This window comes from Leptotrichia wadei (assembly GCF_007990445.1).
GTDB classification, from domain to species: Bacteria; Fusobacteriota; Fusobacteriia; order Fusobacteriales; family Leptotrichiaceae; genus Leptotrichia; species Leptotrichia wadei_A.
In genome coordinates, this window is sequence record NZ_AP019841.1 from 1,148,739 (window position 1) to 1,175,007 (window position 26,269).

Genomic DNA, 26,269 nt, shown 5'->3' on the forward strand with positions numbered 1-26,269 from the left:
ATGGAAAAAGAGTTAGAATCTGAATCTTTAACTTTATTTGAAAATGAAAATATTGAAAAAACTGAAGCTATAAAAGTTAAAAATACACTCTTTACTATTTTAAATGGTGAAAGAGTTGATTTAGAAATTGAAGAGATTTTCGATAGTAATAGGTTTTATGAGATAAAGGCTGTCACTTTTTCAGCTGACGAAAGTTTTTTGAATAAATACCTAACTCCGTTTAAAAGTGTTGATTTGGTTATCGGGATACAAGATGTAGATGTCCAAGTTAGAGGATTGAAGGCTTTGAAAAATGAAACCAAGAATTTGATTGAGAGTCAAAAGGCGATTATTAAAAAGAAACAAATCCGTTTTTTTGAGAATCTTTCAAGGGAGAATCAAGAAAGTATTGTGGAAGAAAAGTGGAAATTGAGAGTGCCAATAAGTTCGACAATTCATAGTAAATTTTATCTTTTGAAAAATGATTCGGAGACGAGATTGATTTTTGGATCGGCTAATCTTTCATTTCAGGCTTTTTCAAACAAAAGGAACCAATTTGAAAACATTGTCATTTTTGATAATTCCCCATTATTTAACCAGTTTGAAGAATATTTTAACGAAATTACTTTAACTTGTACTGATTTTATTACGAAAGCTATAAGAAAAAAGGCGAAAAGTAAAATTAAAGTTTTAGATGAGAATAATGATGAAAAAAAGGAAGAGAAATTTTCTGTGAGATTTACACAAGATGAAAATTCCAAATTGCAAATAGATATTTCGAAAGATATTGTTAAAGAATTTAATGAGGTAATTGTTAAGGAAGAAGATAGTGTTGCTTTGCCGATAATTGAGGAAATTAAAACGATTGATGAGAAACAGAAAATAATTGAGAATGAGAAAAAAGAGGAACTTGAAGTTGAAAAATTTGCTTATGAATTGTCGATTAATACTATTTCACGACAGGCTAAAAAGAAAGAAAGTATGGTTGTGACGCCTGAAACATTTGCGAAAAAGATAAAACCTAAATTGGAAATTAAAATTGCTCCAAAATTAAATCAAGCGACTTCTGAAAGAGAATTGTTATTTTCAAAAGATACTGATCGTGGATTTGGACGTTCGGGATTATATATTGAAGAAAATGGAAACACGAAACCGTTTGGGCAAAAAGCTGGAAAAGAAGAAATAAAAACTTCTATTGAAAGTATTGTGAAATTGATTGAGAACTATAGAAAGTATGTAATTGACTATAACGATAATTATGGTTCAAGAATTGTTGAGATAATTTTGTATGCATTCACTTCGCCTTTTCTTCAGGATATTAGGTTTAAACTGGAATCTGATTCGGAAAAATTAGATGTTCCACAATTTCTATTTATCGGAGGAACTGCTGGTTCAGGAAAAAGTAATTTATTGCAGATTTTACAAAAAATGCTGGGCCTTTCTAAATCAAAGCCTATTTTGTACAATAACATTATTCCGACTGGAAGAACAAAAAAAGCAGATACGATAACACAAATTCAACTATGGATGAATGAAAATAATGTAGCTCCAATTTTAATTGATGAAATTGACGAAGAATTTTTTTCAAACAAAGATAGAGGAAACAACTTGATTGTAAATGTTTCAAATCTTTCTACTTCAAATTTTGATTTTACGCCTTGTTTCATTGGAACAACAAATGCTTTGGAATATTCGTTGCCACAACGGTCACAAAGAAGATCATACTATGTGAAAAATGATAAAGTTTTTGATACGAAACTTAAGAAAAAATCTGTAAAAGCATATACAGAAGTGTTTGAAATTATTAATGATACTCTTTTCCAAGATTTTGTTATTCGATTTGCAGAAAAGTTGACAGATGATAATTTAAGCTGGAAAAATTATTCTCTACACTCTTCTACAGGATTGATAGATTTCCTTTATTGGTCTCGTGAAATTTTTAAGGAATATTTTGAAATTGCTCAAATCGAAATTCCTGCTTGGTTTCCTGAAACTAGATATGATGACACTGTAGAAAATAATCAGTCTTTATGGAGAAAATTATACGAATATAATCATCAAGATTTTAAAATACAAAAAGAAAAAGGTGTATATTTATTTAAATTAAAAAGTTTAGATAGTGAAGAAGGACAAAGCAATAGATTTGGTACAAAAATTCTTCCGTCAACAAAATATTTAAATGCATTATCACAAAAATGTAAAAATGACAATAATTCTTCAGATATTATCGAAATTAAAATAAAGGAGTTTCATGATTGGATAGGAGTGCCGTTGCCCAAGGAATTGGAGCATAAGAAGACGATTCTAGATTTTTTTAAGAAAAAGAAAAGTGAGAATTGATTTTCATTGTAATGTCAAATTTTTTTTGATATAATTTAAGTAATTAAAGGGAAAGTAGGGATTAATTATGAAAAAAAAGAAAAAAGGACTAGCAATTGGAAATTCTGATTTTAAGGAAATTATACAAGAAAACGGATATTATGTCGATAAAACAAAGTTCATAGAAGATTTGCTGGAAGATTTATCAAAAGTTAAACTTTTTACAAGGCCCAGAAGATTTGGAAAAACTTTAAATTTGTCTATGTTAAATTATTTTTTTGATGTTAGAAATGCAGAGGAAAATAGAAAATTATTTGATAATTTGTATATTTCAAAAAGTGAGTATATGGAAAATCAAGGACAAAATCCTGTAATTCTTATAAGCCTAAGAAATGCCGAGGCAGAAAATTGGGAGGATAGTTTTTTTAATATTAAGAATCTCATTTCTAATTTGTACGATAATTTTGAATATATTTCTAGCAATTTAAAAAAAAGAGATTTAGTTGAATTTGAAAATATATGGCTCAAAAAAAATAATGCAGATTGGGAAAATTCATTAAAGAATTTATCAAGATATCTGTATGAATATTACGAAAAAAAAGTTATAATTTTAATAGATGAATATGACACTCCAATGACAAGTGCCTGGAACGAAGGATATTATGAAAAGTCTCGAAGATTTTTTAAAAGTTTTTATTCAAATACATTGAAAGATAATGAATATTTACAATTTGCAGTTGTGACTGGGATACTTAGGGTAGCAAAGGAAGGGATTTTTTCTGGATTGAATAATTTGAAAACTTATACGGTTTTGAATAATAAATATGCAGAAAGTTTTGGATTGATTGAAACAGAAGTGAAAAATGCCTTGGAATATTATGGATTAGAGCAAAATATTGAAAAAGTGAGAAAATGGTATAACGGCTATAAGTTTGGGAATATTCAAATTTATAATCCGTGGAGTATAATTAACTATCTCGATGAAAAAGAAATAAACGTTTATTGGATAAATACATCAGATAACAGGCTTATTCATTCAGCAATAGAAAATGCTGATAAAGATTTATTTGACGAATTAAAAGATTTATTCAATAATGGAACAACAGAGCAAATGGTAATGGCTTCATCGAATATGGATAGATTGAAAGATCCACAAGAAGTTTGGCAGTTATTACTTTTTGGAGGGTATTTGACTGTTGAAGAAAAAATTGCTATGAATGAATATGCTTTAAAATTGCCAAATTATGAAGTTAAAACATTTTTTAAAGATATGTTTGTTCAAAATTTAGGAGGTTTTAGCAGATTTAGAGAAATGATAAAAGCATTTAAAAACTTCGATTTTGACAGATTTGAAGAACTTTTAAATGAAATATTTTTAGTGTCAATGAGTTATCACGATACTTCTAAAACAGAAAAACCATATCATACTTTTATTTTAGGAATGATGTTGTATCTTGATAATGAGTACACAGTTTTATCGAATAATGAAACTGGCTATGGAAGAAATGATTTAGCTTTAAATCCAATAAATAAAAGAGATGTTGGATATATATTTGAATTTAAAGTTTCTAAAACTGAAGAAGAGATTGAAAAAAGAGCAGAGGAAGCATTGAGTCAAATTGAAAATAAAAAATATCCTGTTTTATTAAAGGAATGTGGAGTAAAAGAAATTGTACATATTGGAATGGCATTTTTTGGAAAAAGAGTTAAAGTGAAATATAAAGTTGTGAAAAACTAAAATTTTTTTGAATAGTTGACATTGTATAAAAAATAATGTAAAATTATGTTCCTTGGCAGGGGAGCAAAAAAGGTCTCATAAAAAATGGGGCCTTTTTTATTTATGAAAAAATTTTTCTTAATTGCAACAATATATTTTTTTTGATATAATTTAAGTAAGTAAAAAGATTTAAATTTATCAAAAAAATAAAATAAAATAAAAGTATAAAGAAAGGAAGTTTAAACTATGATCGCAGTTATTGATTATGGAGTGGGTAATCTTTTCTCTTTGCTATCTTCATTAAATTATGTTGGACTTGATACAAAACTGACTAATGATGTTGAAGAGATTAAAAGTGCGAAAGGGATAATTTTGCCAGGAGTGGGGGCTTTTAGAGATGCTGTTTCTAATCTTGAAAAATATGGGTTAAAAGATATTTTGATAGATGAAGCAAAAAATGGAAAGCCTTTTTTAGGAATTTGCCTTGGAATGCAAATGCTTTTTGAGAAAAGTTATGAATACGGTGAATTTGAAGGACTTGGACTTATAAATGGAAGTGTTGAGGAAATAAAAAAATATATTCTAAAAAATTCTGATTTGAAAATACCTCATATGGGATGGAACAACTTGAAAATAAATGATGAATTTAGAAATGATAAAATTTTGAAAAATGTGAATGTTGAAAATGAAGAATATGTGTATTATGTACATTCATATTTTGCAAAAACGGATATGAAAAATATTGTTGCATATTCAGAATATGGAACAAAAATTCCTGGAATTGTAAAAAATAAAAATGTTTATGGAATGCAGTTTCATCCTGAAAAATCTGGAGATACTGGATTGAAATTATTGAAAAATTGGGGTGAATTAGCAAAGTAAAAATAACATTGTGATTATTTTACTTAATTTATCATTTTTAATTGGTTTTGATTAATTGAGAAAGAGGTATTTATGAAGAAGATAATATTATTGATGAGTATTTTTGCAATAGTGAATTTGAATGCGAAAAGTCGAAGCGAGATGATAAGTCAGGATTTATCAAAATTAGGAGTTTCTCAGGAAATAATATTAAAAACAATAGAATTGGATAAGGAAATACCTAATGTAGTGAGCGAACCTGACAGAGAAAAAGTAAAAAAATTGGCATTAAAGATTGAAGAATTGTTGAAAAAGAATGAGAAGAATTTTGTTCTGTCAGAAAACTTGATAAATATTTATAATGTACTTGGAAAAAGTGATGCAGAGAAATTAAATAATTTAAAACGATATGAAAAATATAATCCTTATGAAGTGTCGAAATTGTTTTTTTCAAATATGTATTATTCCAATAAGGGAGATTTTGATTCTTACAATAAAAATTATGAAATACTTAAAGAAAAATATCCAGATTATTTGATTACTAGAATTGCTGTAACATATACAATAGGAGAGGATGCAATTTGGAATGTTATGCAAACAGATGAAAAAGCAGCACTTGCAAGCTTAAATTCTATTATGAAAATGTGTGATGATAAGAAAAAAACAGAAGAGTCACATATTTCTGATGAACAGGCTTGGGCGTATAAATTAACAATGGGATGGTTTGCAATAAGTTTCTATTTAAATGAGAATCGTACACAGGATGCAATTGATTTTTATTATAAAAATTTTGAAGGAAAAAATAAGCCTGATAAAGAAATATTAGATTATAGTAAATATCAGAATTGGTTTATAAAATCAGAGTTGGCAAGGGCAAATAAAAATGATTTCTATAATAATAAAAAATTGTTTGAAGAAAATTTAAAAAAAATAAATATGTTTGATTGATATTTTAAAAATAAATAATCATTGTAAAAGTAACAACATAAAAATTCAATAAAAGAATTTTTATCTTAAATATTATTGTTAAAAATTTCAAAGTTAACAAATGATAAAAAATTTTAAAAATAAAAGGAGAAAATAATAATGATAGAAATTTTTCCAGCGATAGATTTACATAACGGACAGGCAGTTAGATTGAAACAAGGGGATTATAACCAAGTGGAAGTATTTTTTAAAAATCCTGTTGAAGTTTTGGACTTTTTTAATAAAAATAATTCAAAAAATCTTCATATTGTGGATTTGGATGGGGCAAAAGATGGGAATACAAAAAATTATGAGGTCATAAAAGAATTGGTTGAAAAAAGTGATTTTTTTGTTCAAGTTGGTGGTGGAATCCGTGATGAAGAAAGAATAAAAAAATATATTGAATTGGGAGTAAACCGTGTTATTTTAGGAACGATTGCCGTTGAAAATGAAGAATTTTTGAAGGAAATGGTAAAAAAATATGGCGATAAAATTGCAGTTTCTGTAGATGCGAAAGATGAAAAAGTTGCGGTTAAAGGATGGACTGAAACTGTAGAATTGAACTCGGTTGAATTTTGCAAAAAATTATCGAATATAGGTGTGAAAACAATAATTTATACTGATATTTCAAAAGATGGAATGTTAAGCGGAACAAATCTTGAAATTTATAGAAAATTGTCGAAAGTAGTTAATTCAGATATTATTGCTTCAGGTGGAATCACTTTTTTGGATGAGATTAAAGAGCTTAACAAAAATCATATTTATGGAGCAATTGTAGGAAAGGCGATTTATTCGGGAAATCTTGATTTGAAGGAAGTTTTAGAAATTAGTAAATAACATTTTTTAGTTATGTATGAAAATTTATAATAAGCTAAATAAATAAATTTAACAAAGAAAGTAGGTATAAGAATGCTTGCAAAAAGAATAATTCCATGTCTTGATGTGAGAAATGGAAAAGTGGTGAAAGGTGTGAACTTTACTGGGATAAAAGAAGTTGACAGTCCAGTTGAGCTTGCTAAATTTTACAATAAATCTGGAGCTGATGAGCTTGTTTTTTATGATATTACGGCTTCGGTTGAGGAAAGAGGCTTGTTTACAGATATTTTGAAAAAAGTGGCAAGTCAAATTTTTATTCCGCTTACTGTTGGCGGTGGAATAAATACGCTGGATGATTTTGATAGAGTTTTGAAAGCTGGAGCTGATAAAGTGAGCGTAAATTCTGGGGCAATAAGAAATCCAAAATTAATTGAAGAGGCTGCGAAAAAATATGGAGATCAATGTGTAGTTTTGTCAGTTGATGTAAAACGAGTTGATGGGAAATTCAAAGTTTTTGCAAAAGGTGGAAGAGAAAATACTGGAATTGATGCGATAGAATGGTTTGTAAATGGTCAGGAAAATGGTGCTGGAGAAGTTGTTGTAAACAGTATTGACACAGACGGAGTTAAAAATGGATTTGACTTAGAATTACTTGAAATTTTATCAAAAAAATTGTCAATTCCAATAGTTGCATCAGGTGGAGCTGGAAATATGGAGCATTTTAGAGATTTATTTAAAATTCCAGGAATTGATGCGGGACTTGCGGCTTCGATTTTTCACTTTAAGGAAGTGGAAATTATGGACTTGAAAAAGTATTTGAAGAGTAATGGTGTTGAGATGAGAATTTGACATTTAATGAGAAAAATTAAAATATTAAAATAAATAATTTTAGAAAAGAGGTAAAAATGAATATAGAACAAATGAAATTTGATGAAAAGGGGCTTGTTCCTGCGATAATACAGGATTATTATACAAAAGAAGTACTGACACTTGCGTATATGAATAAAGAAAGTCTTGAAATAACTTTAAGAGATAAGAAAACTTGTTTTTTTAGCAGAAGTAGACAAGAACTTTGGCTAAAAGGGGAAACTTCGGGGAATTATCAGCATGTTGTTTCGGTAAAATATGATTGTGATGCGGATGCTTTACTTGTGGAAGTAAAAAAAGATGGGCCTGCTTGCCATACTGGTGCTGAGAGCTGCTTTTTTAACTCGTTGTTTGAAGCAGAAGATTATAGCAGTTTTACGCCTGAAAAACTTTATGAATTGATAAAAGATAGAAAAATTAATCCAAATGAAAAATCTTATACGACTTATTTGTTTGAAAAAGGACTTGATAAAATTTTGAAAAAAGTTGGAGAAGAATGTACGGAAGTTATAATTGGGGCTAAAAATAATGATAATGATGAATTGAGATATGAAATTGCAGATTTATATTATCACACTTTGGTTTTAATGATTGAGCAAGGGCTTACTATTCAAGATGTGAAAGATGAACTGGCTAAAAGACATGTTGTTGATCATAAAGTTAAACAGGAAAAAATGGGTGGTGAAAAGTAAAAATAATTAAAGGAGCTGATAAAAATGCAAACTAAAAAAATAATTTTCCCATCAAATCTTCATGCTCATACATTTTATTGCGATGGTAAAAACAATGCTGAAGATTATATTCTAACAGCAATAGAGAAAGGATTTACAAGTGTTGGCCTTTCAGGGCATTCTTTTACAAAATTTGATACGGAATATTGTATGTCTGAAAAAGGTACATTAGAATATTTGAAAGAATTAAAAAATTTGAAAGAGAAATATAAAGACAGGATTCAAGTTTATGTTGGTATTGAGGCTGATTTCTATTCGGGATTTAATCCAAAACTTGATGAAAATTTAGGACTTGATTTTAGAATTGGATCGGTCCATTATATAAAGGATAAAGAAAAAGATGAATATTACTGTGTTGATAATACACCTGAAATTTTAGAATACGGAATAAAAAATTATGCAAATGGAGATGAAAAGGCATTTATTGAAGCATATTTTGATAATATTGTGGAAATGCTACGTACTCAAAATCCTGATATTATTGGGCATTTGGATTTGGTAAAAAAATTTAATAGAGATTTTAAATATTTTGATGAAAGTGATGAATGGTATAAAAATAAAGTTGAATATGTGTTAGATGAAATTGCTAAATCTGAAGCAATTGTTGAAATTAATACAGGAGGAATGTCACGTGGATGGACTCAGACACCTTATCCAAGTTCTTTTATACTTGAAAGAATTTTAACTAAACATATTCCAATTACTATTTCTTCTGATGCACATGAAACTCAAAACATTGATTTTTATTTTGATGAGAGTTTGGAAATTATACGAAAAATTGGATTTAAAAGTGTTAAAATATTAAAAGATGGAAAGTTTCAGGATTTTGATATTTAAAAAATAACAGGACATAATGGGGTGATGAAAATGTTATTAGGTGGAAACGAAACTACAAGAAAAATTGACAGTTATGCGATTAATGAATTGAGAATACCGAGTATTGTGCTTATGGAAAATGCAGCGATTTCATTTACAAGGCATATTGGAAAGAATGAAGATAATTTTCTTATTATTTGTGGAAAGGGAAATAATGGAGGCGATGGATATGCGATTGCACGGCAGTTATTTTCAAAAGATAAGAATGTTAAAATTTTTTGTATTAGTGATGAAAATATGAGCAATGACTGTTTTGTAAATTATGAAATTTGTAAAAATTCAGGAATTGAAATTTTTTATAAGTTGGAAGAATTGGATAAGCTGCTTTTAGAATGTGATGTTGTTGTTGAAGGGATTTTTGGAACAGGGTTAAATTCAGAAATAAAAGGCATTTATAAAGATATTATTTTGAAGATAAATGAATATTCTAAAAATAAAAAAGTTTATGCGATTGATATTCCATCTGGAATTAATGGCGATACTGGAGAAATAATGGGAGTATCTGTTAAAGCTGATGTTACCATTTCCTTTGTCACATACAAAAAAGGCTTTTTAAAATCAGATATAAAAGAATATTTAGGAACAGTGATTATTGAAAATATTGGATTGAATAAAAATAATATTGATCATATTGTCAGTGAATATTACTTGACATCTGAAATAATAGAAGGTTTTCATATAAAAAGAGATGAAAATTCTCATAAGGGAGATTTTGGAAAAGTATTAATTTTTGCTGGAAGTAGTGGATTTTATGGTGCTGGGAATATTGTAGCAAAATCGTGTGTGAGAAGCGGAGCTGGACTTACTACTGTAATTACTGATAAAAATAATTTTTCACTTAACGTATTTGTTCCTGAAGCTATGAGTTTTCCGATAAATTTTGAAAACATAGAAGAAAATTTTGAAAAACTAGAGAATGAAATCCTAAATAGTGATGTGATTGCTATTGGGCCTGGAATTGGGAAAAGTCAGAAGGCATTGAAAATATTTGAAAAACTAATCAGTATTGAGAAAAATAATAAAGGAAATGTGATAAAACTTGTGCTGGATGCAGATGCTTTGAATTTATTGTCTGAAAATAGAGAACTTTTTAAAAAAATAAAAAATAGAAGTGTATTAACCCCACATTTAGTTGAATTTTCAAGATTATCAGGATTTTCTCCAGAAGAAATTAATAAGAATAAATTTAAAATAGTAAAAGATTTTGCTCAAAAATATGAAATAACTTTACTTTTAAAGGGGAAAAATACAATTATTACAAATGGGAAAACTCTTTTTGTGAATAGTACAGGAAATTCCCGTATGGCAAATGGAGGAATGGGAGATTGCTTGACTGGCATAATTTGTTCATTGGCGGGACAAAAATATGGGTCAGCAGAATCTGCTTGTATAGGGGCATATTTGCATGGTAAAATAGCTGATGAACTTATAGAGAAACAGTATATTGTGAATGCAAGTCATGTTATTGAAAATATTTCAGAATGTATGAAAGAAATTTTTGAAGTGTAATTTAATATTTAAGGTGAGAAACTTAATGAGAAGTAATATTTACAATATTATTGATTTTGAGAATAGCAGAAAACGAGAATGCGAGAGTGATTATTTTAATTCTAAATTTTTTGAAATGTTTCCAACTAAATATGAAAAACTATTGCGAGAATATGAAGTTATTTTGTTTAAAGACAATGTAAAAACTTCATTTTTGAGTATGGATTTTTCTGATGATTTTCTTTATGATGGAGAGTACAGCTTTGTTGAAAGAATTTTTTTAACTTTGTTTGGAATTATTCGTTTAAAAGATTCAGAGAAAAGTTTTGATAATTTTATTGATTTTGAAAAAATAAAAAAATCTAAAGAGATATTTGATAAAATATATAGAGAAATATTTAATGAAAAAATTGATAAAGGGGATAAAAAAGTTATAGATTTTATGAATAGATTAAAACTAGAGATTTCTCAAATTTTAAAAACTTTTTCTTTGAAAGAAGTTGAAGAATATCGTGAAATTATTAAAGAGTATGCTGGAACAACTTGGGAAAAAATGAAAAATCTGAAAGAAAAATCTGAAAATTTATTTTATCAAAAAATTTTACTGTACAGACTTGTCAGCTTGGAAAATTTATTGAATGTTCAATATGAAAGACATTTTTTACAAAACTATGTTTGTGTTTGGAATGATTTATATTTGGATAATGATTATGATGATAACGGATCTTTTTCAAATTTATTTTTTCTTAATAAAATTGATAAAGGTGTTTATTTTGCAGATGATATGGTACTTTTTTCATTTGAATTGGTAAAAGTTGCAAATAGTTTTGATGAATTTATGGATAATATTGAAAAATTTAATTTGGCTAGTTATAGCCGATTTTTTAAAAAATAAATAGCAGTTTTTACTAAGATACGACAAATTAAAATTATATTTTTACTAATATAAAATTAAATAAAGAAAAAAACAAAATAAATAGAACTATAATAACATATCTAAACATAAATTATTAAAAAAACATTTGAAAAATCAAAGCAAATGTAGTATACTATAACATATATTTGACTTAATAAAAGAAGGAAGAAGGAAAGAAAAATGGCATTATTTTCTAGTGACAAAAAAGCGAAGGAAAAAAGAGAAAACACAGGATTTAACGGACAATTTTCAGCAGATAGTGATGAAAATACACATGGAACTAGTACAATTTCAATGGAAACAACAATAACAGGAACTATTGAAACAAATTCTGTATTTAATATGGAAGGTGTGTTAAATGGTGATATTAAAGGAAATAAACTTGTTCATGTTGGAAAAACTGGGCAAGTGAAAGGGAATATTACTGCTGAAACAGTTGTTGTAGATGGAGAAGTTTCAGGAGAAATTGTGGCAGATAAAGTTGAAATTGGAAATACAGGAAAGGTTTATGCTACAATAACATCGGCTGTGTTTGTAATTCAAGAGGGTGGATTGTTTGAAGGAAGAAAAAAAATAAAGATTGCTCTTATAAAGGAAGAAGAAAATAAAGGTAAAAAAGAAGATAAAAAAATTGAAGAAAAACCAAAAGCAGATGCTAATGGAAAGAACAGGAAGGAACTGTAAAAGTTTAAAAATAAAAATTAATTAAAGGAATAGTTATAGATTTGATTAAGTCTATAACTATTTTTTTTGTATTAATTTTCAGCATTGTTCTTTTTTCACTATACATTAAATTGAAATTATGATAAAATCTAATAAAGTAAATATTATGAATATTAAGCATATGTCTATAAGATATTTTTTAAATAATAAAAAAATAAAAAAGGAATGAAAGTTGATGAAATTTATTACAAAAAATTTAGCAGAAATAAAGGAGATTATTGAATATTGTGTTAATGCAGAAATTCCTGATTATCATAGAAATATTGAAGAAATAAAATGTAATAAAAATATTGCTGTTTTAGGAAATTTTGATGGGATTCATAAAGGACATCAAGTAATTTTGAGAAAGGCTGTGAAGAGGGCAAGGGAAAAAGGATTAAAAACAATAGTTTATACTTTTAGTGAATATCCTAAAAATCAGCAGACTAAAATAACGACTTGCTCTGAAAAGGCTTATTTACTAAATAAAAATGAAATTGACTATCTCTATTTGGAGCAGTTTGAAAAAGTTAGGAATTATTCGCCTGAAGAATTTGTGGAAAAGGTAATTGTTAATGAATTGAATGCAGATGAAGTTTATTGTGGATTTAATTTTACTTTTGGAAAAGGGAAATCTGGGAATGTCGGCATACTTGAAAAATTATTAAAAGAGAGAAATATAAAATTAAATGTTCAAGATGCTGTGCTGGATGAAGAAGGAGAAGTTATAAGCAGTACAAGAATTAGGAATTATATTAAGAAAAGTAATTTTGATAAGGTTATGGAACTTCTTGGACATAATTTCATTATTCTTGGGGAGGTTATTTATGGGAAACAACTTGGAAGAGTTATTGGCTTTCCTACGGCAAATTTAAAATTTGAAAATAAGATTTATCCAGAATTTGGAGTTTATGGGGTGAAGATTCATATTCAAGGTGATGACAAGGTTTATAACGGAGTAATGAATATTGGGAGAAATCCTACAGTTGATGTTGGAGTTCTTAGTGTTGAAACTAATATTTTTGATTTTAGTGAAGATATTTATGGAAAAATTATTTTGATTGAAGTTTTGGAAAATATTCGATATGAAAAAAAATTTAGTTCGGTTGAAGAACTGAAGGAGCAGATTGGAAAAGATGCTAAGTACTGGAAAAATAAAATTTCAGATAAATATCAAAAAGAAGAAGAAATTAGGTAGAATATGGAAAATATGATACAAATAAAAATTGAAAATTTTGAAGGGCCTCTTGATTTGCTTCTTCATTTAATTGAAAAAAAGAAGATGGATATAAATTCGATAAATGTTTCACAAATAATAGATGACTATTTAAATTATATTCATGCGCAAAAGGAATTAAATTTAAAAATAAAGGTTGAATTTTTAATAATGGCAACTGATTTAATTGAAATTAAGGCTTATTCGATATTAAATAGGGATAAAAAATTTGAAAAGATTGAAAATTTAGAGAAAAAAATAATTGAATATCAATTATTTAAGGAAATTTCTGAATTGTTTTCAAAATATGAAAACGAATATAATGTTCCTTATACAAGAACAGGAACAGAAAGTATAGGAAGTGAAATTGAATATGACATTTCAAGCCTAAATTTAGATAATTTATTCAAAAGCCTAAAGAATTTGATTAATTCAAAAATGATAAAAAAAAATAATTTTGAAGAAAGGATAATTCTAAATTTAGAAGATGATAATTACTCAACAGAAGAAGCTCATAATGAAATTTCTGAAATTATAAAAGAAGATCGAAAAGTAGAATTTAATCATCTGTTAAAAAATAAGTTTTCTAAATCTAGGATAGTAACTTTATTTCTTTGTATTTTAGATATGTTTAAAAATGGAGAAATTGATATAATTGTAGAAGAAAAGAATTTTTTTATTAAATCCATAAAATAAGAAATATAAAAATAGAAAATCAAAAGAAAGGAAATTAATTTTAATGTTTAAATCTAGTTTTATAGTAATGATAATAAATATGTTAAGCCGAATTTTAGGACTTATAAGAGAAATGATTATCGGAAGCGTTTTTGGAGCGACTGGAATGACAGATGCCTATGTCAGTGCTACAAAAATTCCAAACTTTTTTACGACATTGTTTGGGGAAGGATCGCTTGGAACGGTATTTATTCCAATTTATAACCGTGGAATGGCAGAAGAGGGAAAAGAGAGAACAGATGACTTTGTATTTTCACTTTTAAACTTAATAGTTGCATTTACATCGACACTTTCTGTAATTATGATATTCTTTTCTAAACAAATTTTAAAAGTGACAACAGGTTTTAACGATCCAAAAAGATTTGATGCAGCGAATAACTTATTGAAAATCGTAGCTTTTTATTTTTTATTTATTGCACTATCTGGAGTCGTATCGTCATTATTAAATAATTACAAAAAATTCGCAGTTTCAGCGTCGATGGGAATTGTATTTAACTTGACAATCATAGTTGGAACTTTAATGCTAAAAAATAAAATGGGAATTTATGGACTGGGTGTAGCTTATTTGCTTTCTGGAGTTTTTCAGTTAGTGATAATGCTTCCACAATTTTTTCAAATTATGAAAAAATATAAATTTATTTTAAACTTAAAAGATGAATATGTAAAAGAAATGTTTATTTTAATGGTTCCAACATTAGTCGGAATTTTTGGCTATCAAATAAATGAAATTGTTGACAACAGGTTTGCAACTTCACTTCCAGCTGGAACAGCAAGTGCATTAAATTATGCAAGTAGATTATACTTGCTTCCAATAGGAGTTTTTGCAATTTCACTAGCAGTTGTAATTTTCCCAACATTGTCAAAAGCTGTTGTAAAAAATGATAACAGAACAGTGAGAAGAGTTGTTCATCAAGGATTATATATGCTATCTTTTCTAATCGTTCCATCAAGTGTAATTTTATTTGGATATGCAAAAGAAATAGTAAGATTAGTTTACGAAAGAGGGAAATTTAATGCGGCAGCTGTAAAAGTTACTTCAGAAACATTACAGTTTTATGCTTTGGGACTTCTGTTTTTCTCAACAATACATCTTCTTACAAGAAGCCATTATGTCTACAAAGATAGAAAGACACCTGTTATTTCATCTTTTGCTGCAATATTTATAAACATAGTTTTAGATTCACTTTTGTATAAGCAATATAGACATGTCGGTTTGACATTCGCAACTTCATTTTCTGCAATGGTAAACTTTATAATTTTATATATTTCGCTAAACAAAAAATATGTAAAATTAAGAAACTTAAAATATATTGCAATTTTAGGAGTGACATTTGTAACTTCGATGATTTCTTATTGGGGTTCAAGCGTGATAAAATTTCAGAATAAATATGGAATTGTTGTTAATTTAACTATATTTGCAATAATATATTTGATTATTTGGTTTGCTTTGATATTTACTTTTAGAAAAGATTTAATAAGAAAAGTTTTGAAAAGAAGAAAATGGTAAAGTTATGATAAAAGAAAAAATTAGATATACAAAGACAGGAAAACGAATAGAAGTTTATGAATTTAAAGCGAAGCTGCATCAAAAAGTTGTAATGAGCAAAAATCAGTTTGAAGAACATATTTTTCCAAAGCATCCTGAAATATCATTGGAAATTATAAAAGAAGTTTTAGAAAATCCAGATTTCGTAACAAAACAGTCAAAATCCCGTAAAGAACATTTTTATCAGAAAAAAATTGGAAAGCTAAATTATTTTGTAGTAATTTCGCAGCACAAAAATGTAAAAAATCTCAGATTTGTTCTGACAGCCTTTATGGCAAAAGATTCAAATTTTCTAAAAGAAAAAAATATACACTATAGATATTATAAAAAATAAAAATAAGATCTAAAAAAATCACCGCGTAAAAAGCCATATAAGAGCTTAAAATTGATTAAGCCATACTTTTTATCGTCGATGATTTTTTATTGCTTTAAATCGCTTTATTTTGATAAAACAGTTTTTTATTTTGTATTTCATTGATTTTTAGAACTTTTGATTTATGTGAACCTTAAATAGAATTTTTGGCCACATATATTGTAAAATAAGGGTTACTTTACCATTTTAAAAATTTAAAAGTTCTATAAAAGTTCTATTTTTTTAGTTTTTTTCTCAATGTTTTTTTCTGCCTAAAACTTCAATATTTACCTTTATATTTATAGTATAACACTTAAATGTCAATAATTCAACTATTATTATTTAACTTTTTCATAAGCTGCTTATTAGCATCTTTATATAAATGAGAATAAGTATTTATAGTAGTTTGTAGATTGTCGTGCCCTAGGCGTTTGCTGATTGCGGTAATGTCGGCTTGGATAAATAACAAATATGAAGCATGGGAATGTCTAAAATCGTGAAGTCTTATTTTTTCAACACCTGCCTGGATGCTATATTTTTCTAAAATATAACGTAATTGAGAATTTTTTAAATTAAATACTTTTTGAGAGTTTAAAGTCTTTGATTTATTTAATTGTAATTCTAATTCAAATTTAGAAAAGTATGATTTTAAATCTGAAATAAGAATTTCAGGAAGAAGAACTTTTCTTATTGACCCCAAAGTTTTTGGAGTGGTTACATATTCTTTTTTATTTATTCGAGAAATAGTTTTATTTACATCTATAAATTTTTCCTCCAAATTAATGTCATCAAATGTAAGCGCCAAAACTTCTCCAATTCGTAATCCAGTCCAAAATAAGACTTTAAATATAATAATTGCGTCAGAATATTTACCGTTTTTTTCTTTATTTTTTAATTCAAGAAAATCTATAAATTTTTCAAAATCTCCAACAGACCAGATCTTCATTTCAGACCGATTTTTTTTACTTCCAAACGATCCAATGTTTCTACAAGGGTTTTCATTCAATCCTTGATATTTTGTAGCCCAATTAAACAAACTTTTTAAAGCTGCATAAATATTAGCTTTAGAATTCTCACTAAACGGCTTTCCATTTTCATTTTTCTTTTCCAGCATCTCGTTTTGCCATTCCCGAATCATATAGGAATTAATCTTACTAATCTCAACATCGCCAAAAAAAGGCAATATATGTAACCTAAAAAAATTTTCCACAGTATTGATAGCTGTAGGTTTATGTCTTTTGCTATAATCCTCAAAATAAAGTTCATACAACGATTGAAATGACATATTTACAGATTTAGCAATTTTTTTCTTAAACTCATATTCATATTCCTGAGCTTCCTTTTTCTTCTTAAACCCAGTTTTTTTGTACTTTTTATTTACACCCTTGTAATCTTTAGCATAAAACATCGCATACCATGTTTTTTTATCTGCATTATAGTAAACTGGCATTTTTAATCTCCTTAATTTTTGATCTTAAATAATTATATCATATTTTTATCTCTATATAATAGAAAAATTTATCTCGATTTTTTTGATTTTGTGTGATATACTTAACTTGAGATAGGATGTGAAAATATTTAATGAAAGTAAAATTAAAAGAAAATGGAACGATTCATGAAGTTTTTGGAATTATTATTTTAGATAATCAAAAAAAATTGTTTTTATTATATAGTAATTTTGAAGTTCTTGATACAGAGTTAGAAATTGTAGATGGAAGGATGCCTTTTGATTGGCATTGGAAAGTAATAAATAAAGAATGGTGTAAGATAATTATAGGTCCACAAAAATTGACAAAAAATCTTATTTATGCTGCATATCATTGGGAAGGAGAAGAAGCTTTAGAATACAAAAAATTACAATCTGATGAAATGAATAAAAATTGGCAAAAAAATTTAGAATATTATGATGAGATTTTAAATTATAGCAATATTTTCGATAATATGCTATATAAGTTTGAAAGATAAATAAGGAGTTTATATGAAAATAAGATATAAAAATATAGATTATTTAGTAATGGGAATATGTCATTTTAAAAATAATAAGGAATCACATTATTTAATAGAAGAAGAAAAAAAAATAAAATGGGTTTCAGAAATTTTTATTGAAGTAAAAAAATCCAAAATGCCATTTAATTGGTCTCTTTCATTAGAGAATAATTCAAAATATGATTTTTTGTGTGGTTATTATGAACTATGTAATTTGCCCGAGCATTTTGAAGGAATTATGTTGGGAAATAAAAAGGATTTGGAAATTTTTAAAAAAAGAAAGAAAGAATTAGAATTATGGTTAGAAAAATTAGATTATTATAACAAAGAAATAACTTTTGAAAAAATTCTTTCAAAAATTAAATTGTAGTTCTCCATTTATCATTTATAAAATTTTTACATAACATACATTAATTAAGATGGAGTAATATGTAATGTGTGATAAATATAAATAATAAAATATAATATAAGAATCTATTCTATCGCATACTTTTATGCCAAACACATTTCATAAATTACTACTAACTACTAGCATTATTATTCGTTCTTTAGATAGATTTTTTCATAATTTTTAAGACTTATTCCATTACTTAAAATTTATATAATTCATAAATTAATTTTTGAGGAATTTTCTTATCCAATTTCCATAATATTTTCATTGGTTTATCGCCTTGACTGCTGTAATACTTTGCATTTCCTAGATAGATAAAAGGGTTTGTCTTATTTCCATTCATAAAAGCATATTTTCGTATAAAAATGTGAACCTTAAATCCTTTTTCTTTATGATGAATAAACATTTGTCCAACACTTGAATTATGAGAAGTTTTTGGTTGACTTATCCACTGAATAATATCATCTGCAAATAATGAATTGTCATACTTTAAATTCTCTTGAAAAATGTGCGTTTTATCAATTGTCGCAAATAAGCAAATATCTTTATCAGTATTCGCATAACCAGCTCTCCAGCTGCCTTTCGGAACTTTTGAATCCAGCAAAATTTGCAGTTCAATTCTTTTATATTTTTTATATGGAATCAAGATATTTTCATTAAATATTGAAAGATTATTGTTTTTCTTAAATTCTGATAATCCTAAATATAGTAAATCTTCTAGCCTATTTTTAAAATTATAATTTGTGTTTTGAGAATTATCTAAATCTATAAGTTTTAAATTTATTTCATCATTATTCTCTCTTTTATTTTCAAATATTTTATTATATTTTTTTGAAATTTTAAATAATCTATTTTTTGAATTTTTTTCCAAAATTTTATCTTCAACTAATTCCGTAAAAATACGATTTATTACATATTCTTTTTGAAAATCATCTTTAATATTAAAATAATTTTTATATTCATCAGCAATAATTTCTAAATTTATAAAATCGTTGTTTATCAAATATTTTACAATCAAATACGTAAACGGCTCTACAATCGTTAATTTTTTTTCTAAATATGCCAAAAATTCAATTTCTTCTGAATTTAATAAAGATATTTTATTTTGTTTGATTTCAGAATCTTCAAATTGTAACTGAGCATTATAAAATGATCCTAACTTTAGGGATAACTCTTGAAATAATTCAATATTTGTATCAAAGTCACTCACTTTTAAAATTTCATTTTCTGATTTTCCAATTTCAGCTTTATAATCTAAATACATTTCCTTTAAAATATTTTTTGAACTAAAATTAATTTTTTCTATTTTTTCAATAATACGATTTTGGCAAATTCTATCTAACTCTACATAACAAGATTTTGGAATATTTGAAAATTGATTTTTAATTTCATTTATAATTTTTTCTTTTTTTGTGAATAAAGTATCTTTATTATCAACTTCACTCGAAAAATAATTTATTAATAAATAATCTTTTTTATGATTTCCAATAAAATCAATAATTGTCACAAAGTCTTTATTTTTAGCCTTTCTCAATCCTCTCCCAATTTGCTGTATAAAAATTGTTGACGACATTGTGGGACGTAAGAATAGCAGTAAATTAATTGTTGGAATATCAATTCCTTCGTTTAAAATATCTACTACACATAAAATTTCAATTTTTTTGTTTTTAAATTTTTCTAAAATTTCTGATCTTTCGTTTGAACTTGTATTTGCTGTGATCACAGCTGAATTATAACCTTTTTTTGAAAATTCTTCCTTCATAAAAAAAGCATGCTCTATATTCTGGCAAAATGCAACAGCACTTAGTTCATCACCATCGAAGCCAAATTTATTGATTTTTTCAACAATGTAATCGGTACGTGTGTTCAATAATAAATTTTCTAATAATATTTTTTCATTGTATTTCCCATTTTTGTAAGGAATATTATCATAATTAATCGTATAATCATTTACTCCAAAATAATGAAAAGGAACAATCAAGTCTTCTTCCAAAGCCTCTTTTATTCCAATTTCATCTACTACGTTATAATCACAAAGTGATAGAATGTCTTTTCCATCCATACGTTTTGGAGTTGCTGTTAATCCTAATAGAAATTTTGGATTAAAATATGATAATGCTTTTAAATAACTATTTGACATTGAATGATGAAATTCATCAACTATAACGTAATCAAAAAAACTAGGCTTAAATTCATTGTAACAATTTCTTAAAGACTGAATCGAAGCAAAAATTATACTTTTATCAATTTCCTTTAAACCGCCATAAATTCTTCCAAATTCATTTTTGTCAATTTTAAGAATTTTTGAAAAAACATTTATTGCATTTTCTAGCAACTCTTCACGATGAGCAATGAATAAAAATTTTATATTTGAAGTTTTTGATTTTTTATCATTTATTTTAAATAATTTATTTTCAGTATTGGAATTAATTTCAAAAAACTGTTTTATATCCATTGCGGCAAGATAAGTTTTTCCTGTACCAGTTGCAGAAATTACAAGGCCCTTTTTATTGCCGTTTATTCTAGTTTCTTTTAGTTTTTGCAAAACTCCTTTTTGCATGCTATTTGGTACAAATTCATTTTCTTGTTCAATTTTGGTTTTTCTATAATCAAAAGTATTTTGTACATTTACAGATTTTTTATATTTTTCATATTCATCAATAAAATCTTGTGTCAATTCTATCGCTTCATTACTATGCCACAACTTCTCAAACTGATTTAGCGATTTTCCATAAATATTAAAAAAACTGCTATCTGTCAGCTTCACATTCCATTCCTCTGCCGAATACAATGCACTTTGACTAATATTAGATGATCCAATTACAACACTATGGTATTTTTCTTTTTCAAATAAATATGCTTTTGTGTGAAAACTCTCGCTTGAATTATTATAAATCTTAACTTTTATGTTCTTATACGACAAAAGTTTTCGCAATGCCTTTGAATCCGTAATATTTAAATAAACAGATGTTATAATTTCTCCTTGAATCCCTTGTTTTTCAAGTTCATCCAAAGTGCTTATTAATAACTGAATCCCTGAATATCTTATAAAACTTACAATAAAATAGAATTTTTTGCAGTTTAGCAATTCCTGCTTTAAATAAATAAAAAAATTACGAAATTTAGCCTTTTCGTTTATAATTAATTCATTTATATTTCCGATTATATCTTTATCTTTTCGTTTTAATGGTAATTCAAAATGAAAATTAGTATTTTTATTTTTTTTATTAAATGTCTGATTTAGTAAATATAGCTGTTTTTCAGTAAATTCAATAGCTTTTTGATAATCATTTTCTCCAATAAAATTAGAAATCTTTTTTGAAAAAGTTTCCAGAACTTCAAATTCCAAATTTTCCTTGTATTCAGTCATTTCCAGAAAATTATCATTTTTTTCTTTTGCATTTACTAAATTACTTGACTCAGATTTCTTTGCTAAAATACTCATTTTCACCCCTTTTATTTTAATTAATTTTTACAAGAGTTTAAGTCCTTTAAATTACTCTTTTTCTAAAAATTCTAAAATTCGCTTATTTCCAGTCTTATGCTTCATCATTTTAAAAAATATTCTAAACATTATCAAAACATCATAATAACTTCCGTGTAATTGACTTTCTTCAAATGGAACATTATAATAATTGGCACATTCCATTAATTTTGGCCATTTGTAGTTTCCATAGGAAGAACCTGTTACCTTTACAATATCTATATTTGTTAGCATAGTATCAAATTGATTTTGCAATGGAAAATCTACAAAACTTCTGTCAAATTTTATGTTATGAGCGACAAAATGGCTTGTATCCTGACAAAATAAAAAGAAATTATCCATATCTTCCTTAAAAGTCAAAGGATATTCAATTCCTGTATTTTGAATAATATTTTTCCTTTCACTTAAAATTACATCATCTGTCAATCCATTTACATTAATTGCACCTTCATTTAACTCTTCGCCTTCATTTCTAAAATAAAATCTGTTAAATTCAGAAACTTTTTTCCATTTGTTTCTCTCTTCTCCAGAATTTTCAGAATTATAATTAACCTTTATCGCAGACATCGACAAAACAGAACTTCCTTGAAATCCGTTTGTTTCCACATCAAAAAATATAATATTCTTATTTAATTTTATTTCTTTATTCACTATTTTCTCTTTCCTTTTTGTTTTTTCCTACCTTTTTTATAATTTTACATCGAATAAACTTTTGGATTATTTAATCAATAGATATGTTCGATAATATAAAACTTTTTATCTATACACAAGGAATCAATACCCATTGCTTCAAAATATTTTTATTTCATAAATTCTAAGTTTATATAGTTATCGAACAAGTCTAATTTTTATGAATTTTTATGTTTATACAAGATAAATTAGTCATTTAATTTTAATACTGATAAAAACGCCTCTTGTGGAATTTCTACATTTCCAATCGCCTTCATTCGCTTTTTACCTTCTTTTTGTTTTTCTAATAATTTTTTCTTACGTGTAATATCTCCACCATAACATTTTGCAAGCACATTCTTTCTAAGTGCCTTAATTGTTTCCCTTGCGATTATTTTTGTACCCAATGCAGCCTGTAATGGTATTTCAAATTGCTGTCTTGGAATTACATCTTTTAATTTTTCAACTATTGCACGACCTCTGTAATAGGCATTATCCTTATGTGCAATAAATGAAAAGGCATCTACTGGATTTCCACTTACCAAAATATCTACTTTTACCAAGTCTGATTCTTTGTATCCAATCATTTCATATTCAAATGAAGCATAACCTTTTGTACGTGATTTTAATTTATCATAAAAATCAATTACAATTTCTGCAAGTGGCAAGTCATAACTGATCATAGTTCTCGTTTCATCAAGATAATTCATATTAATAAATGTTCCTCTTTTTTCCTGACAAAGTTCCATCACATTTCCAACATAATCTTTTGGAACAATAATTGTACCCTTTACATAAGGTTCCTCAATATATTTTTTCCCTTCTGGAAATTCTGCAGGGTTATCAATTACTATCATTTGTCCCTGTTCAGGTGTTACGTGATATTTAACAGACGGCGCTGTTGAAATCAAGTCAATGTTAAATTCACGACGCAATCTTTCTACAACTATTTCCATATGCAAAAGTCCTAAAAATCCACATCTGAATCCAAATCCTAATGCAAGCGAAGTTTCTGGAGCATACGAAAGTGATGCATCATTTAGTTGTAATTTTTCCAACGCTTCTCTTAAATCTTCGTAGTCATCTGTCGAAACTGGGTAAATTCCAGCAAAAACCATACTTAGTGCAGGTCGATACCCTTCAAGTGCTGTACTTGTTGGATTTTGTACGTGTGTAATAGTATCTCCGACTTGAGTATCTTTAATTGATTTAATACCAGTAATAATATATCCAACTGAACCAGCTGTCAATTCATCCGATTCTTTCATTTTAGGTGAGAAAATTCCAACTTCTAATACATCAAATTCTTTATCAGTAGACATAATTTTGATTCTGTCACCTTTTGCAATTTTTCCCTCAATTATTCTAATATACGTTATAACTCCTCTAAAATCATCATAATGCGAGTCAAAAATTAACGCTTTTAACGGATTATCAATTTCTCCTTTAGGAGCTGGAATATATTTAATAATTGCTTCCAATAGATCTTCAATTCCAAATCCAGTTTTTCCAGAAACAAGAACTGCTTCATCTGCAGGTAATCCTATAACATCTTCAATTTCCAATTTAACTTTATCAGGATCTGCAGATGGCAAATCAATCTTATTAATTACAGGCAATATTTCCAAATCATTTTCCAGTGCCAAATACACATTTGCCAATGTTTGCGCCTCTATCCCTTGAGCAGCATCAACTACAAGCAAGGCCCCATCACAAGCTGCAAGCGATCTCGATACTTCGTAAATAAAGTCAACGTGCCCTGGAGTATCAATTAAGTTTAATTCATAAGTTTCTCCATTTTTAGCCTTATATTTCAACGTAACCGCCTGTGCCTTAATAGTTATCCCTTTTTCCCTTTCCAAATCCATACTGTCCAGAAGCTGATCTACCATTTCCCTTTGAGTCACAGTCCCTGTTTTTTCCAATAGCCTGTCTGCAATAGTTGATTTTCCGTGATCAATATGTGCAATTATCGAAAAGTTTCTTTTATTTTTTTGATCCAACATTTATATTAATTCCTCCGTTTATTATTTTTTTAGTGTATTTTTAAAATGAGCAACTACTTTATCCAAGCCCAGTTACTCAACATTATTTATATTATATAATAATTTTGTATTTTTTCATAGTCTTTATAAAAAATATTTTACCAAAATTATTTAATTTTTAAACTGAAAAAGAAAATAATTCACATTCGATAAAAACTCTCTAAAATACGATTGTGGAATTGAAATCAATGGTGTTTTTGCCGGAAGACCATAAATTTCATAATCTTTATTATCAAATCCAACTTTTCTAGCAATATTTTTAGAACGGAAAATGTGATAATCATTCGTTACAATCAATACTTTTATTTTTCGATTTCCATTATTTTCAGAATTTTTATTCTTGCCATTTTCACTATTTCTTATTTTTTCAAGACTAAATCTAAAATTCTCAACCGTATTCTTAGATTTATCCTCCAAAATAATCCTATCTTCACTAATTCCATTTTTCAAGAGTTCTCTTTTTATGGCTACCCCTTCTGCAATACCTTCATTTTTCCCTTTTCCTCCAGTCGCAATAACCTTAACTTCTGGATTTTTCTTTAAATACTCCGTTGCCGCCTTTATCCTTTCCATAAGTGATTTAGCAGGCTTTTCTCCTTTTACTCTTGCCCCCAGTATTATTACATAATCTACTTTTTTATTTTCATTTACGGCTTTTCTATCATTTATATATTCTTTTATTATGAAATATTGTACAAAGAAAAATAAAAAAATAAATATGATGATAGAAATTTTTATTACTGTTATAATTGTATTCTTCATAAGTTTTCGATCTTAAAAGTATCCTTTCTTAAAATAAAGGCTGTTCCATTTCTGAAACAACCGCTATAAAATAATTATTCTTTCACGATAGCTGTAAAATCACTATAGTCCTGAACTTTAAAAACTCTTTTAAATATTTTATTATATTTTACAATAATTGTCAATTTTTTGTTTTTATTTTTTTATTGATGTTTTATTTAAAAAATACTATAATAAATTATATAAAAACTATTGAAATATTTAAGAAAGTAAAAAAAAGGGAAAAGATAAAAATGAGAATCAAAAAAATAAAAGATAATTTTTATGAAGAATTAGGAATGAATAAATATGATTTTTTTAATAATTTAGTAAATGAAATAGGAAATTTTCCATATGTAGTTTCAAATATATACGAAGATAATTCAACAAAAACTACAATCGTTGAAGATCAGGGTATGTATATTAATAATGGCTGGAATGAAACCGATGAAACAGCATTATATATTTCTGAGTGTAATTCTGATAGTGAAATTAGAGTTTATTATGGTTATGAAGAACTTTTTTCTTATTTTTTAATTTACTATTTTGAAAATATCGCTGATTATGCTAATTTAATAAATTTTGTTGAACAAGAATTGCATAATTATATAAAATATATGGAAAAATTTAAAAATTTTAGAATAAATGTTGATTTAGAAAATTTATTTAAAAGAGATAAATTAAGAAATTTCTTATTAAAATATAACGAGAAAGAAAATAAATATAATTTGGAGTTTATTAATTGTTATATAAAATATATAAATTATTGGGATATTAATATAAAAAGAAATTTTTTCTTGTCTTCTTGGAAAAGATAGATTAAAAGA

At 26.7% G+C, this 26,269-nt stretch carries 23 protein-coding genes; 18 read left to right on the forward strand and 5 right to left on the reverse strand.

What is annotated here, in order from left to right:
• The 15 genes from FVE74_RS05490 to FVE74_RS05560 all read left to right on the forward strand — a co-directional run bounded on the left by FVE74_RS05490 (position 1) and on the right by FVE74_RS05560 (position 16,069).
• Positions 1 to 2,319 carry a phospholipase D-like domain-containing protein gene (locus FVE74_RS05490; RefSeq protein ID WP_147003591.1) on the forward strand — a complete coding sequence of 773 codons (2,319 nt, stop codon included), beginning with the start codon at positions 1 to 3 and terminating at the stop codon, positions 2,317 to 2,319.
• 67 nt (positions 2,320 to 2,386) lie between these two features.
• Positions 2,387 to 4,036 (forward strand): AAA family ATPase, encoded by a 1,650-nt coding sequence (locus tag FVE74_RS05495; protein WP_147003592.1) that lies wholly within the window; start codon positions 2,387 to 2,389, stop codon positions 4,034 to 4,036.
• Positions 4,037 to 4,261: 225 nt separating this feature from the next.
• Positions 4,262 to 4,897 (forward strand): imidazole glycerol phosphate synthase subunit HisH, encoded by a 636-nt coding sequence (gene hisH / locus FVE74_RS05500; protein ID WP_147003593.1) that lies wholly within the window; start codon positions 4,262 to 4,264, stop codon positions 4,895 to 4,897.
• Positions 4,898 to 4,969: 72 nt separating this feature from the next.
• Positions 4,970 to 5,824, forward strand: a complete 855-nt coding sequence (locus FVE74_RS05505; RefSeq protein ID WP_147003594.1) for a hypothetical protein — start codon at positions 4,970 to 4,972, stop codon at positions 5,822 to 5,824.
• Positions 5,825 to 5,962: 138 nt separating this feature from the next.
• Complete coding sequence (hisA, locus tag FVE74_RS05510) at positions 5,963 to 6,679, forward strand: 1-(5-phosphoribosyl)-5-[(5-phosphoribosylamino)methylideneamino]imidazole-4-carboxamide isomerase (RefSeq protein WP_147003595.1); 717 nt, start codon at positions 5,963 to 5,965, stop codon at positions 6,677 to 6,679.
• Between the two features lie 72 nt (positions 6,680 to 6,751).
• Positions 6,752 to 7,507 carry an imidazole glycerol phosphate synthase subunit HisF gene (hisF, locus tag FVE74_RS05515; protein ID WP_147003596.1) on the forward strand — a complete coding sequence of 252 codons (756 nt, stop codon included), beginning with the start codon at positions 6,752 to 6,754 and terminating at the stop codon, positions 7,505 to 7,507.
• Between the two features lie 56 nt (positions 7,508 to 7,563).
• A complete protein-coding gene (gene hisIE / locus FVE74_RS05520) occupies positions 7,564 to 8,217 on the forward strand; it encodes a bifunctional phosphoribosyl-AMP cyclohydrolase/phosphoribosyl-ATP diphosphatase HisIE (protein ID WP_147003597.1) in 654 nt (217 codons plus the stop codon).
• 24 nt (positions 8,218 to 8,241) lie between these two features.
• Positions 8,242 to 9,093 carry a histidinol-phosphatase HisJ gene (gene hisJ / locus FVE74_RS05525; protein WP_147003598.1) on the forward strand — a complete coding sequence of 284 codons (852 nt, stop codon included), beginning with the start codon at positions 8,242 to 8,244 and terminating at the stop codon, positions 9,091 to 9,093.
• Positions 9,094 to 9,117: 24 nt separating this feature from the next.
• Positions 9,118 to 10,641: an NAD(P)H-hydrate dehydratase gene (locus tag FVE74_RS05530; protein WP_232054092.1), complete on the forward strand. Its 1,524-nt coding sequence runs from the start codon at positions 9,118 to 9,120 to the stop codon at positions 10,639 to 10,641.
• A gap of 25 nt (positions 10,642 to 10,666) precedes the next feature.
• Positions 10,667 to 11,515, forward strand: coding sequence for a hypothetical protein (locus FVE74_RS05535; protein WP_147003599.1), 849 nt, complete (start codon positions 10,667 to 10,669; stop codon positions 11,513 to 11,515).
• A gap of 201 nt (positions 11,516 to 11,716) precedes the next feature.
• The gene (locus FVE74_RS05540) at positions 11,717 to 12,220 is read left to right on the forward strand and encodes a polymer-forming cytoskeletal protein (protein WP_147003600.1); all 504 of its coding nucleotides are present in this window, start codon (positions 11,717 to 11,719) and stop codon (positions 12,218 to 12,220) included.
• A 214-nt stretch (positions 12,221 to 12,434) separates the two neighbouring features.
• Positions 12,435 to 13,436, forward strand: coding sequence for a bifunctional riboflavin kinase/FAD synthetase (locus FVE74_RS05545; protein WP_147003601.1), 1,002 nt, complete (start codon positions 12,435 to 12,437; stop codon positions 13,434 to 13,436).
• Positions 13,437 to 13,439: 3 nt separating this feature from the next.
• A complete protein-coding gene (locus FVE74_RS05550; RefSeq protein WP_147003602.1) occupies positions 13,440 to 14,150 on the forward strand; it encodes a segregation and condensation protein A in 711 nt (236 codons plus the stop codon).
• A 43-nt stretch (positions 14,151 to 14,193) separates the two neighbouring features.
• Entirely contained in the window at positions 14,194 to 15,696 is a 1,503-nt protein-coding gene (murJ, locus tag FVE74_RS05555; RefSeq protein WP_147003603.1) for a murein biosynthesis integral membrane protein MurJ, read from the forward strand.
• 4 nt (positions 15,697 to 15,700) lie between these two features.
• Positions 15,701 to 16,069, forward strand: coding sequence for a helicase (locus FVE74_RS05560; RefSeq protein ID WP_147003604.1), 369 nt, complete (start codon positions 15,701 to 15,703; stop codon positions 16,067 to 16,069).
• Positions 16,070 to 16,415: 346 nt separating this feature from the next.
• Here FVE74_RS05560 and FVE74_RS05565 read toward each other — a convergent pair whose 3' ends face one another.
• Positions 16,416 to 17,537 carry a tyrosine-type recombinase/integrase gene (locus tag FVE74_RS05565; protein WP_147003605.1) on the reverse strand — a complete coding sequence of 374 codons (1,122 nt, stop codon included), beginning with the start codon at positions 17,535 to 17,537 and terminating at the stop codon, positions 16,416 to 16,418.
• A 131-nt stretch (positions 17,538 to 17,668) separates the two neighbouring features.
• Here FVE74_RS05565 and FVE74_RS05570 point away from each other — a divergent pair, with 131 nt between their 5' ends.
• On the forward strand, positions 17,669 to 18,052 hold the full coding sequence (locus FVE74_RS05570; RefSeq protein ID WP_147003606.1) for a hypothetical protein: 384 nt from the start codon (positions 17,669 to 17,671) through the stop codon (positions 18,050 to 18,052).
• A gap of 13 nt (positions 18,053 to 18,065) precedes the next feature.
• On the forward strand, positions 18,066 to 18,443 hold the full coding sequence (locus FVE74_RS05575; protein WP_147003607.1) for a hypothetical protein: 378 nt from the start codon (positions 18,066 to 18,068) through the stop codon (positions 18,441 to 18,443).
• A gap of 220 nt (positions 18,444 to 18,663) precedes the next feature.
• Here the strand turns inward: FVE74_RS05575 and FVE74_RS05580 are convergent, their stop codons facing one another.
• The 4 genes from FVE74_RS05580 to FVE74_RS05595 all read right to left on the reverse strand — a co-directional run bounded on the left by FVE74_RS05580 (position 18,664) and on the right by FVE74_RS05595 (position 25,424).
• Positions 18,664 to 21,909, reverse strand: coding sequence for a DUF3427 domain-containing protein (locus FVE74_RS05580; protein ID WP_147003608.1), 3,246 nt, complete (start codon positions 21,907 to 21,909; stop codon positions 18,664 to 18,666).
• Between the two features lie 51 nt (positions 21,910 to 21,960).
• Positions 21,961 to 22,599: a 3'-5' exonuclease gene (locus FVE74_RS05585; RefSeq protein ID WP_021746583.1), complete on the reverse strand. Its 639-nt coding sequence runs from the start codon at positions 22,597 to 22,599 to the stop codon at positions 21,961 to 21,963.
• Positions 22,600 to 22,826: 227 nt separating this feature from the next.
• Positions 22,827 to 24,623: a translation elongation factor 4 gene (gene lepA / locus FVE74_RS05590; RefSeq protein WP_147003609.1), complete on the reverse strand. Its 1,797-nt coding sequence runs from the start codon at positions 24,621 to 24,623 to the stop codon at positions 22,827 to 22,829.
• A 150-nt stretch (positions 24,624 to 24,773) separates the two neighbouring features.
• Positions 24,774 to 25,424 carry a YdcF family protein gene (locus FVE74_RS05595; protein WP_147003610.1) on the reverse strand — a complete coding sequence of 217 codons (651 nt, stop codon included), beginning with the start codon at positions 25,422 to 25,424 and terminating at the stop codon, positions 24,774 to 24,776.
• A gap of 272 nt (positions 25,425 to 25,696) precedes the next feature.
• Here FVE74_RS05595 and FVE74_RS11900 point away from each other — a divergent pair, with 272 nt between their 5' ends.
• The gene (locus FVE74_RS11900; protein ID WP_232053878.1) at positions 25,697 to 26,260 is read left to right on the forward strand and encodes a hypothetical protein; all 564 of its coding nucleotides are present in this window, start codon (positions 25,697 to 25,699) and stop codon (positions 26,258 to 26,260) included.
• Positions 26,261 to 26,269: the final 9 nt, after the last annotated feature.